General features: G+C 39.2%; 15 protein-coding genes. 13 read left to right on the top strand and 2 right to left on the bottom strand.

All coding sequences use genetic code 11. The features are described from left to right. The first annotated feature begins 8 nt into the window (after positions 1-8). From QZT73_RS08095 to trmB, 8 genes are all read left to right on the top strand, one after another. On the top strand, positions 9-2,996 hold the full coding sequence (locus QZT73_RS08095) for a tetratricopeptide repeat protein (protein ID WP_291787585.1): 2,988 nt from the start codon (positions 9-11) through the stop codon (positions 2,994-2,996). 11 nt (positions 2,997-3,007) lie between these two features. Next, complete coding sequence (locus tag QZT73_RS08090; protein ID WP_291780037.1) at positions 3,008-4,696, top strand: TonB-dependent receptor; 1,689 nt, start codon at positions 3,008-3,010, stop codon at positions 4,694-4,696. Between the two features lie 95 nt (positions 4,697-4,791). Continuing rightward, complete coding sequence (locus tag QZT73_RS08085) at positions 4,792-5,565, top strand: SPOR domain-containing protein (protein ID WP_291787583.1); 774 nt, start codon at positions 4,792-4,794, stop codon at positions 5,563-5,565. 2 nt (positions 5,566-5,567) lie between these two features. Further along, the gene (locus QZT73_RS08080; RefSeq protein WP_291780031.1) at positions 5,568-6,257 is read left to right on the top strand and encodes a MotA/TolQ/ExbB proton channel family protein; all 690 of its coding nucleotides are present in this window, start codon (positions 5,568-5,570) and stop codon (positions 6,255-6,257) included. A gap of 1 nt (position 6,258) precedes the next feature. Continuing rightward, complete coding sequence (locus tag QZT73_RS08075) at positions 6,259-6,651, top strand: biopolymer transporter ExbD (protein WP_291780028.1); 393 nt, start codon at positions 6,259-6,261, stop codon at positions 6,649-6,651. Between the two features lie 2 nt (positions 6,652-6,653). Beyond that, positions 6,654-7,613 (top strand): energy transducer TonB, encoded by a 960-nt coding sequence (locus QZT73_RS08070; RefSeq protein WP_291780026.1) that lies wholly within the window; start codon positions 6,654-6,656, stop codon positions 7,611-7,613. Between the two features lie 4 nt (positions 7,614-7,617). Further along, positions 7,618-8,907 carry a folylpolyglutamate synthase/dihydrofolate synthase family protein gene (locus QZT73_RS08065; protein WP_291787581.1) on the top strand — a complete coding sequence of 430 codons (1,290 nt, stop codon included), beginning with the start codon at positions 7,618-7,620 and terminating at the stop codon, positions 8,905-8,907. 2 nt (positions 8,908-8,909) lie between these two features. Further along, positions 8,910-9,596, top strand: coding sequence for a tRNA (guanosine(46)-N7)-methyltransferase TrmB (trmB, locus tag QZT73_RS08060; RefSeq protein ID WP_291779084.1), 687 nt, complete (start codon positions 8,910-8,912; stop codon positions 9,594-9,596). Positions 9,597-9,852: 256 nt separating this feature from the next. On the opposite strand, the gene QZT73_RS08055 is transcribed toward trmB, so the two are convergent. Continuing rightward, positions 9,853-10,356 (bottom strand): GNAT family N-acetyltransferase, encoded by a 504-nt coding sequence (locus QZT73_RS08055; protein WP_291779081.1) that lies wholly within the window; start codon positions 10,354-10,356, stop codon positions 9,853-9,855. Positions 10,357-10,774: 418 nt separating this feature from the next. On the opposite strand from QZT73_RS08055, the gene QZT73_RS08050 reads away from it, so the two are divergent. The 5 genes from QZT73_RS08050 to arfB all read left to right on the top strand — a co-directional run bounded on the left by QZT73_RS08050 (position 10,775) and on the right by arfB (position 14,178). Next, positions 10,775-11,008 (top strand): hypothetical protein, encoded by a 234-nt coding sequence (locus QZT73_RS08050; RefSeq protein WP_291787580.1) that lies wholly within the window; start codon positions 10,775-10,777, stop codon positions 11,006-11,008. 234 nt (positions 11,009-11,242) lie between these two features. Then, on the top strand, positions 11,243-12,016 hold the full coding sequence (locus QZT73_RS08045) for an ABC transporter permease (protein ID WP_291779079.1): 774 nt from the start codon (positions 11,243-11,245) through the stop codon (positions 12,014-12,016). A gap of 2 nt (positions 12,017-12,018) precedes the next feature. Continuing rightward, the gene (locus QZT73_RS08040) at positions 12,019-12,759 is read left to right on the top strand and encodes an ATP-binding cassette domain-containing protein (protein WP_291779086.1); all 741 of its coding nucleotides are present in this window, start codon (positions 12,019-12,021) and stop codon (positions 12,757-12,759) included. A gap of 2 nt (positions 12,760-12,761) precedes the next feature. Further along, the gene (locus tag QZT73_RS08035) at positions 12,762-13,784 is read left to right on the top strand and encodes an MCE family protein (RefSeq protein ID WP_291787577.1); all 1,023 of its coding nucleotides are present in this window, start codon (positions 12,762-12,764) and stop codon (positions 13,782-13,784) included. Then, positions 13,762-14,178, top strand: a complete 417-nt coding sequence (gene arfB / locus QZT73_RS08030) for an alternative ribosome rescue aminoacyl-tRNA hydrolase ArfB (protein ID WP_291787576.1) — start codon at positions 13,762-13,764, stop codon at positions 14,176-14,178. Before QZT73_RS08035 ends, arfB begins: the two co-directional genes overlap by 23 nt. An 83-nt stretch (positions 14,179-14,261) precedes the next feature. Here arfB and QZT73_RS08025 read toward each other — a convergent pair whose 3' ends face one another. After that, positions 14,262-15,728 carry a DASS family sodium-coupled anion symporter gene (locus QZT73_RS08025; protein WP_291787574.1) on the bottom strand — a complete coding sequence of 489 codons (1,467 nt, stop codon included), beginning with the start codon at positions 15,726-15,728 and terminating at the stop codon, positions 14,262-14,264. Positions 15,729-15,922: the final 194 nt, after the last annotated feature.

Raw genomic sequence — 15,922 nt, 5'->3', positions numbered from 1 at the left:
TTTTAACTATGAAAAAAAGCCTTTATCTGCTTTTGCTTTGCGGCATGAGCATGTCAGTTTGCGGACAATCCAGCCTCTACCAGAGTGGGAATTTCAAAGAACTCGATGATAATTTTGAACTTTATCAAAAACAAAATTTTGGGGCATCAAAATATGGGTTTGAAAAATTCAGGAACATTGAAGCTGATTCTGAACCCATGGTTATCGCCCAGTTGTATCAAGCCCTGTCCGCATTAAAAATTGAAGATCCTGGAGCCTCTGATCTCGTTTATTATTTTATTAGAAAGCATCCTGACCATCCTACTACAAACAAGGCGGCCCATTCACTGGGTAATTTCTTTTTTGATAAAAGAAATTACCGGGAAGCTATTCCTGCTTTTCAAAAAGTAAATCTGCAGCGGGTAGATTTTGAACAGGGTTCCGAAGTTAATTTTAAAATTGGTTATTCCTTCTTCCAGCTGAAGGATAATACCAATGCAATCCGTTATTTCAATGCTGTCAAATTACAGCCTAATGAGTATAAAGCAGACGCCCATTACTATGCTGGCTTTATAGCCCTTGAGCAAGGTAATTTTTCTCAGGCAATCGTAGATTTTAAAGAGGCAGATAAGTCTTCTTTTTATGCCAATAAAGTGCCTTACATGCTAGCTGGAGCTTACTATAAACAAGGTTTGTACAATGAGCTTATCAATTATGCCGAGCCTGTCCTTGCCAATAGAAGAAACCTTGACAGAAGGGAGGAAATACACCTTTATCTTGCTGAAGCCTTTTTTGAAAACAGGGATTTTCCCAAGGCAGCAGTTAACTATGATGCTTTTGTGAATGCCAGAAGGGGAGATTTGAGCCGTTCCCAGATATACAAGGCTGGTATAGCGCAATTTGAAATTCAAAATTTCCAAAGAGCTACAGATTACTTTAAGGTAACTGCAGTTGATAATGATGAAATCGGTCAGGTATCCAGCTATTACCTAGGGCATGCTTATCTTAAATTAAATAACCCTCAATTTGCTTCCAACAGCTTCAACGCTGCCTCAAAGGGGGATGCGAATCCTTTAATTAAGGAAGACGCGCTGATCAATTATGCCAAGGTCAATCTTGAAAGGGGAAGTTTTCAGGATGCGGTAAGTGCATTGGACAGTTATTTGAACAATTATCCGGGCGGAAGGTATGTAAAAGAAGCAGAGGGTTTGTTGGCAGATGCTTTGATCAACACAAGTAACTACCTTAGGGCCATTGAGTTGATTGAGAAAATGCCAAGTAAATCCCAAAGGATAAAAGAAGCTTATCAAAAAATCACTTTTTACCAGGGTATTGTATATTACAGAGACAAGAAGTATGACCTGGCGCCTGCTTATTTTGATAAATCTATAGCTACTGCCGTGGACAGGGACTTAGTGCTGGAAGCCTTGTTTTGGAAAGGGGAGAATTTTGCGGCAAAGGGAGATTTAGTGCAGGCCATCAGGGTATATGAAAATTTACAAAGCCAAAGGCCAAGGAACAATCATCCCTTTTTGGTCAAATCGTATTACGGTCTAGGCTATGCTTATTTCAATACCGAGCAATACCCCAAAGCAGAAGTGCAATTCAATAATTATGTAAACAGCAGACGGGGCAGCCAGGATAGGGGGAATTATGATGAAGCATTGATCCGTCTCGGGGACACCTATTATGTCCAGAAAAAATTCCCTGAAGCACAGAACACTTTCCAAAAAGCAATTAGTGAAAACAATGAGTTCATCGATTATGCCTTGTTTAGAAGTGGGGTAGTCTACAATTTTCAAAACAGGAATAACGAGGCAATAGGCCAATTAAATCTGCTGATCAATAACCATCCTTCCAGTTTGTATTTGGAGGATGGGATATTTCAAAAAGCACAAATCAATATGGAAGAAATGCGATATGCAGAGGCAAGGGAAGGTTTCACACGTTTGATTAATACCAGGCCTAACAGCCCCTTCATCCCTTTTGCGTTAGAAGGCAGGGCCGTGGCTAATTTTTCCCAGCAGAATTATAACGCCACCATAGATGATTATAAAAAGATTCTAGAAAACCACCCCAATTTTGTCAATTCACAATCTGCTTTGGTTGGATTACAGGAAGCCCTTTCCTTAGAGGGAAGGTCAGCGGAGTTTTCTCAATATGCTTCGAGGTACCGATCGGCCAATCCGGACAACAGGAGTTTACAGAACCTGGAATTTGAATCAGCTAAATCCCTGTATTTTTCCAATAGTTGGGATCAGGCCATCCGTTCTTTTGAAGATTATTTGCGCAATTATCCGCAGGCAGCCAATAGGGCAGAAGCAGTTTTTTTTATCGGGGAATCTCATTACCGGGCAGGAAGAACCGATCAGGCATTGAATTTCTTTTATCAAATTGATAGAGAAAGGGATTCAGGACAAAGATCAAGGGCAGTGCAACGCATTGCTGCCATTGAACTGGATAATAAAAACTATGAAAAGGCGCTGCCTTTTCTTAGAGAGTCTGCCAAAAACGCCAGGAATCAAATTGAGGAATTTGAAAGTTTGAACGGATTGATGCAAGCACATTATCAGACTACAGCATTTGACTCGGCTATCTTTTATGCGGATAGGGTAATTGCTTTGGGCAGTGTAACAGGTGATGCCATTCCGGAAGCAATGTTGACCAAAGCAAAAGCCTATTTGAAGTCAAACAGAGTCAATATTGCAGAGGATACATTGAGAGACCTGATCAATACATACAAAACAGTTCATGGTGCGGAAGGGCTATTCTTGTTGGCAGAATCGTATCATCGACAGGAAAATTATACACAGAGTAATGAAGTGATTTTTGATTTTTCAGGTCCTTACAGTAGTTATGATTATTGGTACGGGCGCTGCTTCATTCTCTTGGCAGAAAATTACCTGAGACTTGGTGAGGATTTCCAGGCAAAAGCTACACTAGAATCCATTGTGGAGCGTGCTACCAACCCCGAAATCAAAAAAATGGCACAGGATAAATTATCAACAATTAATTAATATTCAGGGATATGTTTAAAATTGTAAAGCATCAGCAATTCCTATTTAAGCTTTTCCTGGCGCTCATGTTCTCTGGATTTCCTTTTATCCTGTCCGCACAGCAAGCGGGAGAGGTAAGAGATCAGGAATTTATCATTAGAAAGGATCGGGTACTTACCTTGCCCCAAAAGCCAAGGCGATTTGAAAGGTTACCTGTTTTGCCTACACCCAAATCCTCCGCAAGTTTTAATTATACCGTTCAGCCTTATTTTCTTTCTTTGGCCCCGGAAGTTATCAGGCCAGAAGCGGCTCCAAAACAGTGGCCAAGGAGCCAAGAGGAAGTTTTTCCTGGATTTTTGAGACTGGGTTACGGTAATTATGCTTCCCCTCTTTTTGAGGCAAGGTACAATTTTACCGAAGAGGAAGATTATGACTTTGGAGTAAAAGTCATGCATGAAGGCTTTTATACAGGGCCAATAGATGGCAGTAACTCTGGTGAAAACTTCACCAAAGTAAATCTTGACGGTACCATGTTTAAAGACTTTTTTCAGGTTTATGGTGGCCTTGATTATGATAGGCATCACCTTAATTTCTATGGTTATGACCCAGAAAATGAGTTGCTCGCTGATTTTATTCCCAATCAAAATACATTAAATACTTTCCGTCTCCGTGCTGGTATTCAGAATCTGGAAAAAATGGAAAGTTTTAACTATGATGCAGGATTTTTCATTAGGGCTTTTAACGACAGATATTTGGCTAGGGAAACTGAAATCGGAGCCAAAGCCTATGGTGATTTTTGGTTTGATGATGATTTAAGTACAGGCATTCATTTGGACCTTTCCCTGACAAGTCCACAGGATGAACTCTATACAGATATCAATCGGAATTATTTTAAAGTGAATCCCTTTGTTCAATATAGAAAATCCGGTATTAGTGTGACAGCTGGGGCCAATATCATTTTTGAAAATGACTTGACCATAAATAAAAAAGCAGATTTTCATGTATTTCCAAAAATCAATGCCCATTACATGTTTGCGGATGAATTTGGGATTTATGTAGGTTTTGAAGGTGATGTAATACGTAAAACATATCTGGATTTTGTTAATGAAAACCCTTTTCTGGGACCCAGTGAAAGACTATTGAATACCATTCAAAACTTTAAAGCCAAGGGAGGGATAAAAGGGGTGTTAAATGATGAAATGACTTATGAATTTGGGGCAGAGGTGGGTCGATTCAGCAATATGCACTTCTTTATCAATAACCCATCGGATTCTCTTAGATTTAACCTTGTTTATGATGACGATACCCGCCTGATCAATTATACAGCAAAGTTTGCTTGGCATATGGACAACATGTACCGATTGATTGCTTCTGCAAATTATTACTTTTACAATACTAATCAACTGGAAGCAGCATTTTTGAGGCCTGAGTGGGAATTGTCTTTGAACAATAATTTCACACCATTAGAAGAACTATTGATACAGTTCAATGTTAATCTCATGGGAGGTATACAAGGTTTGGTGAATTTTGGTCCGGAGGAAGTCAATCTGTCACAATTACCGGTAATTATGGATCTTCAGCTCAAAGCTGATTACCGGATCAATGATAGAGTATCAGCATTTGTAGTGGGGAATAATTTATTAAACAGAAGAAATCAACGTTTTCTCAACTACCCAGTAAGAGGAATACAGGGAATAGCGGGAATAACTTTCAAATTTTAAGAAACTTTATGAGCATGTAGCAAAACAGGACAAATAATTGGTTTGTCATTTGCTTTAAATCTTATAGTTTCGTGATCAATTAGCGATAAATTGTTATGGCGGAAGAAAAAAAAGATAAGTTATCTGGACAGAATGAAAATGACTATGGTTTTCCTTTTGTAAAAGTAACGCCATTGAAGACCATTAAGGATCAAGATCCTCAAAAAGAAGAAGTTAAAAATGAAGAAATGGTCAAAAAAAATGAAATTGAAGAACCTGCTACAATAGAGAAGCAGATTACCAGTCATACCATTTCTGCTAAGAAAAAAAGATCCCAGTTGCCACTTCAATTTTCATTGGTGATGTTGATTTTGATCATCTTGGCTGCCATGGCATATTTCCTGTATTTTTTACCGGATCCTGAATTAGAGGGCCAATCTACCGCGGAGAATATGGAAATGATGGATGATGTGGAAGTTGAAGGAAAGCAGGAGGAGGACGGAACTGATTCTCAGCTAACTGAGGAATTGGAAAGTTCAGAGATTGAGGAAGAGGAAGCTGCAGAAATTGTAGAGGAGACTGTCCAAGCAGTTGTACAGGAACCTGAAGCAATTCCTGCTAGCGGAGGTAACCTTTTTCAAGTAAGGGAAAGTTCCTCACCTCCACAATATTATATTATCGTTTCCAGTACCTCCTCAGAAGCAGTGGCAATGGATCAGGTAAATGAGTTAAAGGATAAAAAAATAAATTTATGGTTGATATACCCCTATGGAGAAACAACCAATTACCGCCTAGCAATAGGGAAATACCCTGCTTTATCTGATGCTACTCAGGCTTTGGAAGGTTTAAAAGCAGATTTTGGATCGTCAATCTGGATATTGAAATATTAAATATGATTCTAACACAAATCAGTACGGAAGGCCAAATGATGGCTGACACGCTATCGGTAATGGAACCCGGAAGAGATAGCATTGGGTTATTGGACCTGATGATCAAAGGGGGGTACATGATGATTCCCTTATATATCTTATTTGTTCTTGCCATTTTCATCTTCGTTGAGAAAGTGATCACTTTGAGAAAGGCGTCGAAATCACCCAAACACCTTATGGATCAAATTAAGATCTTGGTTCAAGGGGGAAAGATAGATCAGGCAAAGATGCTTTGTCAAGGCGACAACACTCCTGTAGCCAATATGATCTCTAAAGGCCTGGAAAGAATTGGCAGCCCGTTGAAAAATATTGAGGTATCAATAGAAAATGTAGGTAAAATCGAGATTTATAAATTAGAAAAGAACCTAGGTATTTTGGCTACTGTTTCCGGTGCTGCTCCAATGATAGGCTTTCTAGGAACGGTGGCAGGTATGATTCGTGCTTTCATCGGTGTAGCCCAAGAAGAGGGGATGGTATCACCCAAATTGCTTTCTACGGGTATATATGAAGCCATGATTACCACGGCTACTGGATTGGTGGTAGGGATTATTGCTTACTTGGGCTACAATTACCTTGTTTCCCAAGTATCCAAACTGATCCACAGCATGGAATATACCTCTGTGGAGTTCATTGATTTATTGCAGGACAAATAATATGGGCTTACAATCAAAACATAAAGTTGATGCAGCGTTCAGCATGTCCTCAATGACAGATATCATATTTCTGTTATTGATATTCTTCATGTTGACTTCCTCATTTATTACACCTTCAGGTTTACCGGTAAACCTACCATCCAGCGAAACTTCTGACATCGTCATGCAGGAAATTACGGTTACGGTAACCAAAGACCTGAAGTTTTCCGTTAATGATAGGGTAGTGTCTAGAGAACAGATCAAATCTGAGTTGGCGAGCCTGCTTCAGAATCAAAAGGGTCAGGTTGTGCTGCACATAGATAAAGAGGTACCGGTAGAGTTTCTGGTAGAAATAGGCGGGATAGCCGCTGGTTTAGAGGCAAATGTTTCGATCGCCACCAAACCTTATAAATAATTATGCAACTCTGGGAGATAGATAGTCAAGAAGCTGAAAACAAAAGGAAAGCTTTAATCATTACCATCATAGTAAATATTTTGGTGTTGTTGGCTATTTTTTTTATTGTAGTCTGGAGAGAGCAGGTACCTCCTTTGCCCAAATATGGCATGGAATTGAACTTGGGTTTTACAGAGGTAGGAAGCGGGAATAATCAAACCACCGCGCCTCCGTCTGATGTGCAGACCAATGTAACGGAAGCTCCGGCTCCAGGACAACAGGCTCCAAAACCCACTGAGGCAATGGTACCTGTAACACAACCTGTAACAGAAGTGGCCAAACCTAAAACTACTCCTGCACAAAGCACATATGAATCACAATCAAAAATACCAAGTACTTTGAAGGCCAGTGAAAAGCCTACACCAGCAGTCAAAGAACCAAGTCCAACCAAAAAGGAATCCGCAACAGTAACCCAACCTTCTAAAGCAGAAGCCGAAAAAACCACCACACAAGCAGAAGAGAAACCCAAGGTAGATCAAAGGGCCATTTTTGGAGCTGGTGGTACTACTGGGACTGGAAGTCAACAGGCACAAGGATCTGCACAAGGATCTTCTGATCAGAAAGGAGATGAGGGAAAACCTACAGGTACAGTCGATGGCAGAGCATTGATGGGTTCGGGTTCAGGAACTGGGGTTCCAGGCCCTTCTTCAGGATATAACCTTGAACTTGCCGGATGGGATTTTGCATCCAGACCGAATATCCAAGATAATGTATCTACAAGAAATGGAATGATAATTTTTAATATTACCGTGGATGATACTGGAAAGATTGTTCAGGCAATACCTGATAAATACACCGTTTCCAATGAGGTTTTGGCCTATTACAGGACTGTAGTCAGTCAAATTAATTTTAGACGTCAGGCTGGAGCTGCTACAGCAGATTACTCCAAAGGAAAAATCACTTTCATTATCAAAGTAGACTAGGCCCATGAATTACCAGGAAACATTGGACTATCTGTTCAATGCTTTGCCCATGTTTCAAAGGGTGGGTGCATCCGCTTTTAAAAAAGATCTGGGCAATACTATTGCATTATGCGATCATCTTGGTCAACCCCAAAGGCAATTTAAGAGCATACATGTTGCAGGAACCAATGGTAAAGGGAGTACATCCCATGCCATTTGCTCTGTTTTGATGGAAGCGGGTTACAAAGTGGGTTTGTATACTTCCCCGCATCTGAAGTCTTTTACGGAGCGGGTCAAAATCAATGGGAAGGAAATACCTGAGCAGGAGGTGATTGATTTTGTAGCTGAAAATCAAAGTTTTCTAAATGCTTTAAAGCCTAGCTTTTTTGAAATGACCGTTGGCATGGCCTTTTGGTATTTTGCCAAACAAAATATTGACATTGCTGTGGTTGAAGTTGGTATGGGAGGCCGTTTGGACAGCACCAATATCATCCAACCGGAAGTATCTGTGATCACGAATATCGGTTACGATCATATGGAGTTTCTGGGAGATACTTTGGAGAAAATTGCCAGAGAAAAGGCCGGAATTATCAAAAAACATGTGCCGGTAGTGATTGGCCATAGACAGCAGGAGACAACAGCTGTTTATGAAGAAATTGCAGGGATGAATCAAGCCCCATTATTATTTGCAGAAGAAAGTTTTCAGGTAACAGACAAAGGGGAGACTTCTGAGAATAAAAGACATTTTTTTATCCAATCAGAAAAAGGGAATTTTGAAATCAAATTGGATTTAATGGGTAATTACCAACAAAAAAACCTACCTGCCATTCTCAAAACCATAGCTGTTCTTCAGGAATTGAATTTTAAAATTACCGAAAAGCAGGTATTTACCGGACTGGAAAATGTCATAAGCAATACAGGGTTAAAAGGTAGGTGGCAGGTGTTAGATAGGGAACCATGGATAATCTGTGATACAGGACATAACAAAGATGGTATAAAGGAAATTATTGATCAAATTAGTCAATATACTTATAATCAATTATATATGATTATAGGAATGGTCAGAGATAAGGAGATAACAGAAATATTGAGAATATTTCCAAAGGATGCACTTTACATTTTTTGTCAAGCCAGTATCCCAAGAGCCATGCCAGCTCAGGACCTATTGGAAAAGGCGGGTGAGTTTGACTTGGAAGGTATAATGGTCAAGGATGTGAATGAAGCAATCAGTTGGGCAAAGGAAAAATCGAAGAAGGACGATTTTATTTTCATCGGGGGCAGTACTTTTGTTGTCGCTGAAATTAAAGGTTTATAGTTATGGGCAGAAATAAACTGCAAAGGTTCAAAGAAAACCAAGAGAACAGCAATGTTGTCCAAGATGGAAAAGAGATTTTTGATAAGATCAAAGGACAATGGAACAAGCTTCAATTTAAAAATGAGCATCCTATAGTGGTTGAATTAGCCTGTGGAAGGGGTGAATTTACTGTTGGATTAGCGCGTCAATTTCCTGAAAAGAATTTTATTGGAGTTGATATCAAAGGAGCCCGTATTTGGAAAGGGAGTACCATAGCTATAGCCGAGCAATTGCATAATGTCGCATTTTTAAGAACTCAGATCCAAATTTTGGATAGATTTTTTGAGGAGGGAGAAATTTCAGAACTTTGGATTACTTTTCCTGATCCCTTTCCAAGAGATGGGGATGAGAAAAGAAGGTTGACCTCCCCCAGGTTTTTGGAGATGTATAAACCATTGATTAAAAAGGATGGGATTGTGCATTTCAAAACAGATAATACTGGTCTTTTTGATTATACTTTAGATTTGGTGAAACAAAGAGAAGACTGCAAAATCGTGCTACACACATATGATTTTTATGCCTCTCCTTGGAAAGATGAGCATCTTGGCATCCAAACAAAATACGAAAGACTCTTCAGTGAAAAAGGGGAGAAAATAAAATATCTGAAATTTCGGTTCAAACCGATCGAAAAAGACGGAGATCAAAAATAAAAGGATCCTTTGAAATGATTCTAACCTCTTTAAAATAAGCACTTTGAGGATTTAAAATCAGGTTGTATTGCTCGTGTACAATGGAACTCGGTACCTTGATGCCTAGGATTTCCAAGTTTTGATAGAATGGCTCTGCGAGCTCTTTTAGACTTTTGGGACTTGGGTAGTGATACCAATTGTCAGGTAATTGCCTCTTATCGACGATTTGTATTTTTTCTCAGGAGAAGGGTAAAGCCTATTTTCCATTGAAACAAGACTAGGCAATTTTCAATTCCATCACCACATCGTCCATTACAAAACCATTGCCAATATCAATGACTTCATGGAAATCTTCATAGAACCCTAATCTTAAATAGAAGTCAATAGCAGCTCTATTGTATTTGTTCACGTTCAGAAACAAGTGGGTATCCCCATTTCTCTTGGCAATTTTGACAACTTCTTGAATCAGCTTTTTGCCAATACCTTTCCCTTGAGCCTCGGGAAGGATATATATTTTGTGGATTTTGGTTTTGTAAAGACTTTTAGCATGGAGTTCATAAGCGCAAAAACCAAGGCTTTTTTCCCCCTCATTAGCAATTAAAAATACATGTCCTTTTTCGAGAACCTGTTCCTCCAGAGCTTTGATCTGATACATCCAGTTCAACATATAATCGATCTGCCCAGGCGTAAGTATATTGGCAAAAGTCTGTGGCCAGGTCTTTAGGGCAATTTCTCTTACTTTTTGTAGATCAGATAAATTGGTTGGGAATATGGTGATCATACATTTTCTCTTTTACTTCCCGAAACTAATCAATTCCTAAAATCTTTTTCAAGCTTTTTGCATAATTGGTTTTTAGCCCCTATGGGCTGAAGTGTCAGATGAAGCGGATGCTTATAGAAAATGAAAAATATAAAGAATTACCAGATATTACGTTTGAGGAACGCGTAAAATTAGTCATGCAGATTTTCGCATGTTGCATCATATTTTTTGTCCCTTATTTTCCAGTATTTTCCCAAAATGATTTAATAATAATCAATGATTATTTATTTGTTAAAAAAATTAACATTGTTTAATAGTTTAGAGATAAACCATTGTTGATGGCTTGGCATATAAATATTTATAGTATTGAAAAACAGTAATTTAATATATTTCAATTTAAGTAAAGGAATAAGTGTTTATTTACATGGAATGATGTGATATGGATTTCACCCACTTGGCCAATGTTGGGGCTGGACCAAAGAAATCAATGTGGGATATGTTCCGGAATTTGCCCCAGTTTGCAGCAATTTCTGACAGGCTGAATCGTATGGAGATTAAGTTTTTTAAAGCCTGTAATCCTTGGGGTTTAGAAGACCTGATTGGCGCTGTTTGGCAATATACAAATTACCAGTATTACGATGGACCGAATCAATTGCTTATATTGAAGGGCTAAGTTATTTCAAACCCTCATCGAGTGAGTTGTATATTCAAGAGTGTCCTAGAGAAACGCATTATCTTTAAATGCTGTTGAGGTTTTCCCCGGCTTTGAACGAAATGCATCCCTTCGATAAAGAAGTGTGGTTGATTTATAAGTAAAAAAACTGATGTTTATCATTCTTTAGGTTGACAATCGTTTTGAATTTTGTTTCATACAATTTATTTATTTGAGTTAAAATAAAAAGCTACAGTGGCCAATACCTTGAAGATAAAAAGTGCATTCCTTAATGAAGTAGGTGAAATCAGCCGGTTTACAGCCCGTTTTTTTAAGGAGGTGATCAAACCCAAGCAAGAATGGGATGAATTTATTAACCAATGTTTTTGGGTAGGGTATAAGACGCTTACCCTGGTGGGGATTACAGCATTTATCATGGGTTTGGTATTGACGATACAGTCTCGTCCGACCTTAGTAGAATTTGGGGCCGAGGCCATGCTGCCAGCGATGGTGGCCGTTTCTTTATTAAGAGAAATATCTCCGGTTATCACTGCATTGATATGTGCTGGAAAAATAGGTTCTGGTATGGGAGCTGAATTGGGTTCCATGAGGGTCACCGAGCAAATTGACGCCATGGAGGTATCTGGTACCAATCCTTTCAAGTACCTGATTGTAACCCGGGTGTTGGCTACCACCATTATGGTTCCTTTGCTATCAAGCGTAGCCAATGCTATTTCTTTGTACGGAGGATATCTTGGAGCCAATATTCGTGGTGATGTGAGTTGGCACCTGTATTGGTTTCAGGTTTTCAATGCATTGAGTTTTGGAGATGTGATTCCTTCCTTGGTCAAGACTTTCTTTTTTGGTTTTGCCATTGGGATAGTGGGTTGTTACAAGGGGTATAATTCCCAAAAAGGAACAGAAGGAGTAGGGCGGTCTGCCACCACGGCAGTGATAGTAGCCTCTCTTTTGGTGTTCATTATTGACCTTTTGGTCGTTCAGATTACGGATATACTTGGCCTGACATGATGATGGAAAAGATGGAACCGGTCGTAGTGATTGATAATGTCAACAAATCATTTGGGGAGAATCACGTGCTTCGTGATTTTTCTATGAGCGTGGGGGCAGGGGAGACCTTGGTTATTCTTGGTAAATCAGGTTCCGGTAAATCTGTACTTATCAAATGTATCATCAAGTTAATTGATTCGGATTCTGGAAAAATAACAGTTTTGGGTCAGGACATTGATGAATTAGAGCAGGATGAGCTGGATATTTTGCGTGCTGATATAGGTTTTCTTTTCCAAAGCAATGCGCTGTATGATTCGATGACGGTAAAAGAAAATTTATTATTTCCGTTGAGACGACATTGGAGCAAGGAAAAAAGAGAAGAGGAGGCGGATGCCGCAATTTTAGAAGCTTTAGAAGATGTTGGCTTGGCGCATACGATAAATATGATGCCATCAGAACTTTCTGGGGGAATGAGAAAACGAATAGCCTTGGCCAGAACATTGATACTCAGACCCAAAGTCATTCTTTATGACGAACCCACCACTGGACTGGATCCGATCACTGGAAGGGAAATTTCACAATTAATGATCGATGTTCAAAAAAAATACAATGCTACATCCATTGTTATTTCGCATGATTTGAACTGTATCAAAATGATCTCCAATCGGATGATCATGTTGATAGAAGGTAGGAATTATGCTTCGGGAACTTATGAAGAACTAGAATCAAAAACTGATCCAAAAATTAAATCCTTTTTCGATTAATTATGAAGGGAAAAAAAATATTAGACAACACCAAATTGGGCATGTTAGTCATAGCAGGATTGATTTTCCTGGTATTTACGCTCTATATGATAGGTAGGAACCAAAACCTATTTGGGACATCGATTACCATTACTGCTGTAGTGGACAATGTCAACGGCTTAGTTCCAGGGAATAATGTACGTTTTAAAGGCATGAATATAGGAACGGTCAGGTCCATTAATATGGAGAATGACACTTCCATTTTCATCAATCTTGCAGTTCAAAAAAAGATGAAGCCATTTATCCGGAAGAATTCTCTTACCAGCATAAATACAGATGGGCTGATGGGCAATAAGATTCTTCAGATTGTTCCACAGGCTGGAGAAGATCCTTTTATAGTAGAAGGAGATACCCTTTTTGCTCAGATTGGATTGGATACAGAAGAAATGCTTAGAACTTTAGAAAGTACGGGTGACTATTTGGAAAAGACATTTTACAATCTATCGAATGTTGCAGAAAAGTTGAATTATAGTAGGGCCTTATGGGACCTACTTTCAGATAGCTTATTGGTAACTGAACTCAGATCAGCCATCCTGGAAATCCAGGGAGCAGGAAGAGAAGCAAATGAAATGGCCCGGGCCGGAAAAAGGATGGTGCAGACCTTCGAACAAGGAGAAGGCTTAATGCATGAGGTTTTTACGGATACTTTGATGGCAGATAATCTGTCTCAGTCTATCCAGCATGTTCTCGATATCACAGAACAGGGTAAATTAATGATGGAACAGGTAAAATCCATTCTTGCAGAAATTGAAAAAAGTGATGGGACTGCAAAACTTATACTGGATGATCCAAATTTGAAAGAAGCGGTTTTGAACAGCATGCTTCATATCGAAGAAGGAACAGCTGCATTTACGGAAAATATGGAAGCCATGCGCAGTAATTTCCTTTTCAGAAGATATTTCAGAAGATTGGAAAAGCAAGAAGAAAGGGAGCGTTCGCAAATGGAAAAGGAAGGCATAGGAGATGGGAATAGAGAGGAAAATTAAGGAAGGGTCTTTTGAACCTGAATTGGTATTCAAAGCGAGCAGGAGTTCAGGACCTGGGGGACAGCATGTCAACAAGACCAATACTAGGATTACCTTGGTATTCAATGTGCAGGATTCTAATGTATTGGAGGAATCAGAAAAAATGGTAATACAAGAAAAACTCGCCATTAAACTGGATAAATCAGGAAATCTGATCATTCACGCTCAGGAGAAACGCAGTCAGATTCAGAATAAGGAAATTGCGGTAAGGAAATTCTATGATTTGTTAAGAAAAGCTTTTCAAAAAAAGAAAATCAGAAAGGCCAGTAAGCCGGGAAAAGCCGCTATAGAGCAGAGGCTCAAGGACAAAAAAGCCCATTCCCAAAAGAAAATGGAGAGGAGAGGGGATTGGTAATTATAATGGATTTTTGCATTTCATTTGGTATTCATTTTTAATCATATGCTAGCATAAAGCGGTATGTAATTAATTTCAATAATTTAAAAAGGATAGATTGCCAAATCCAATCCCCATACCAAAGGAAGGATAAAATAAGTAAAAAGGGTGATGACAATTATGGAAAGTATATTCATCCAAATACCTGCCCGGAACATATCTGGAATGCTCAGGTAGCCCGAACCGAATACCACTGCATTGGGAGGGGTGGCGACGGGAAGCATAAAAGCACAACTGGCGGCTAGGGTTGCGCCTACCATAAGCCCAAATGGATGCACGCCCATAGAGAAAGAAACAGCAGCCAAAATTGGCAGAATCATGGATGCAGTGGCTACATTGGAGGTGATTTCAGTCAGAAAATTCACAGCAGTGATGATAATCAATAAAAATAGTCCAAATGCAATGAAATCAAGGAATACAAACTGATTGCCTATCCAAGCCGCTAAGCCTGTTACTTTAAATCCTTCTGCCAGTGATAAACCGCCACCAAAAAGCAACAAAATACCCCATGGAATCTTCTCAGCTGTTTTCCAGTCTAACAATTTAGTTTTATGGTCAGAGGAGGGGATGACAAAAAGTAAAACAACCCCTGCAATGGCAATCATAGTATCGTCAAGTGCAGGAATGAAGCTTGTCAACAAAAATGTTCTACTGATCCAGGCAAAGCTCACAAGTCCAAACACCCAAGAAACCCTTTTTTCCTCCTTGGACATAGGACCGAGAAGCATGAGTTGCTTTTCAATTTCTTCTTTACCACCTGCTACAGAAAATGACTTTTCGAAAGGGTAGGCGATTCTGATCAAGTATTGCCAACAAATAATAAGGAGGATGATGGCAATTGGTAAACCAAAGATCATCCATTTCGAAAAGCTGATTTCGTAACCGTACATTTCTTTGACCACACCGGCCAATATAATGTTGGTAGGTGTTCCGATCAAAGTAGCCACACCACCAATAGAAGCACTATAGGCAATGGCCAACATCAATGCTTTGCCAATTTTGTTGGGTGTATGTTCTTGTATGGCACTTGGGGGAGATAATTGAGTAACTACTGCGATGGCTATTGGCAACATCATCAGGGAAGTGGCCGTATTGGATATCCACATGGATAAAAAAGCAGTTGCTACCATGAAACCTAAAACAATCTGCTGAATATCCGTACCAATGAAAGAAATGGTTGTTAAGGCAATTCTTTTATGCAAATTCCATTTTTCAAGAGCCATTGCGATCATAAATCCACCCATATACAATAAAACCATGGGATGGGAATAGGAGGCAGCTGTATTGCTCATTGGTAGGGCCCCTAAGGCTGGCAGAAGAATCAGTGGTAACAAAGATGTAACGGCAATAGGAATGGCTTCTGTGATCCACCAAAGAGCAATCCAAGCAGTAACCGCCATCATGGCCAAAGCCTCCTTTGGCATGTCCTGTGGTTTTAAAAAAAACAAGATAATAAGAAATAACACCGGCCCTAAGAACCTACCAATAAAAGCTGTTTTGTTTTGGGACATTTGAATGAGATGTAAACCCCTAATCTTAGAAAAAAAAATACAAAATCAAACCCTAAGATGAAGAGGCCCTTAAATGATGTGCTAATAGGCTAATCCGCTATTCACATTTTACCTCATTCTATTTAACATAATGTAAATTATATAACAAAAATACAATTCGCTTAATAACCAGGCTGCAGTAGAATCTTAAATTG

It is taken from the genome of Cecembia sp., assembly GCF_007126775.1.
In the GTDB taxonomy this organism is placed as follows: domain Bacteria; phylum Bacteroidota; class Bacteroidia; order Cytophagales; family Cyclobacteriaceae; genus Cecembia.
Note: the sequence above shows the minus strand (reverse complement) of the source record. Positions and strands in the feature narration are given on the sequence as shown.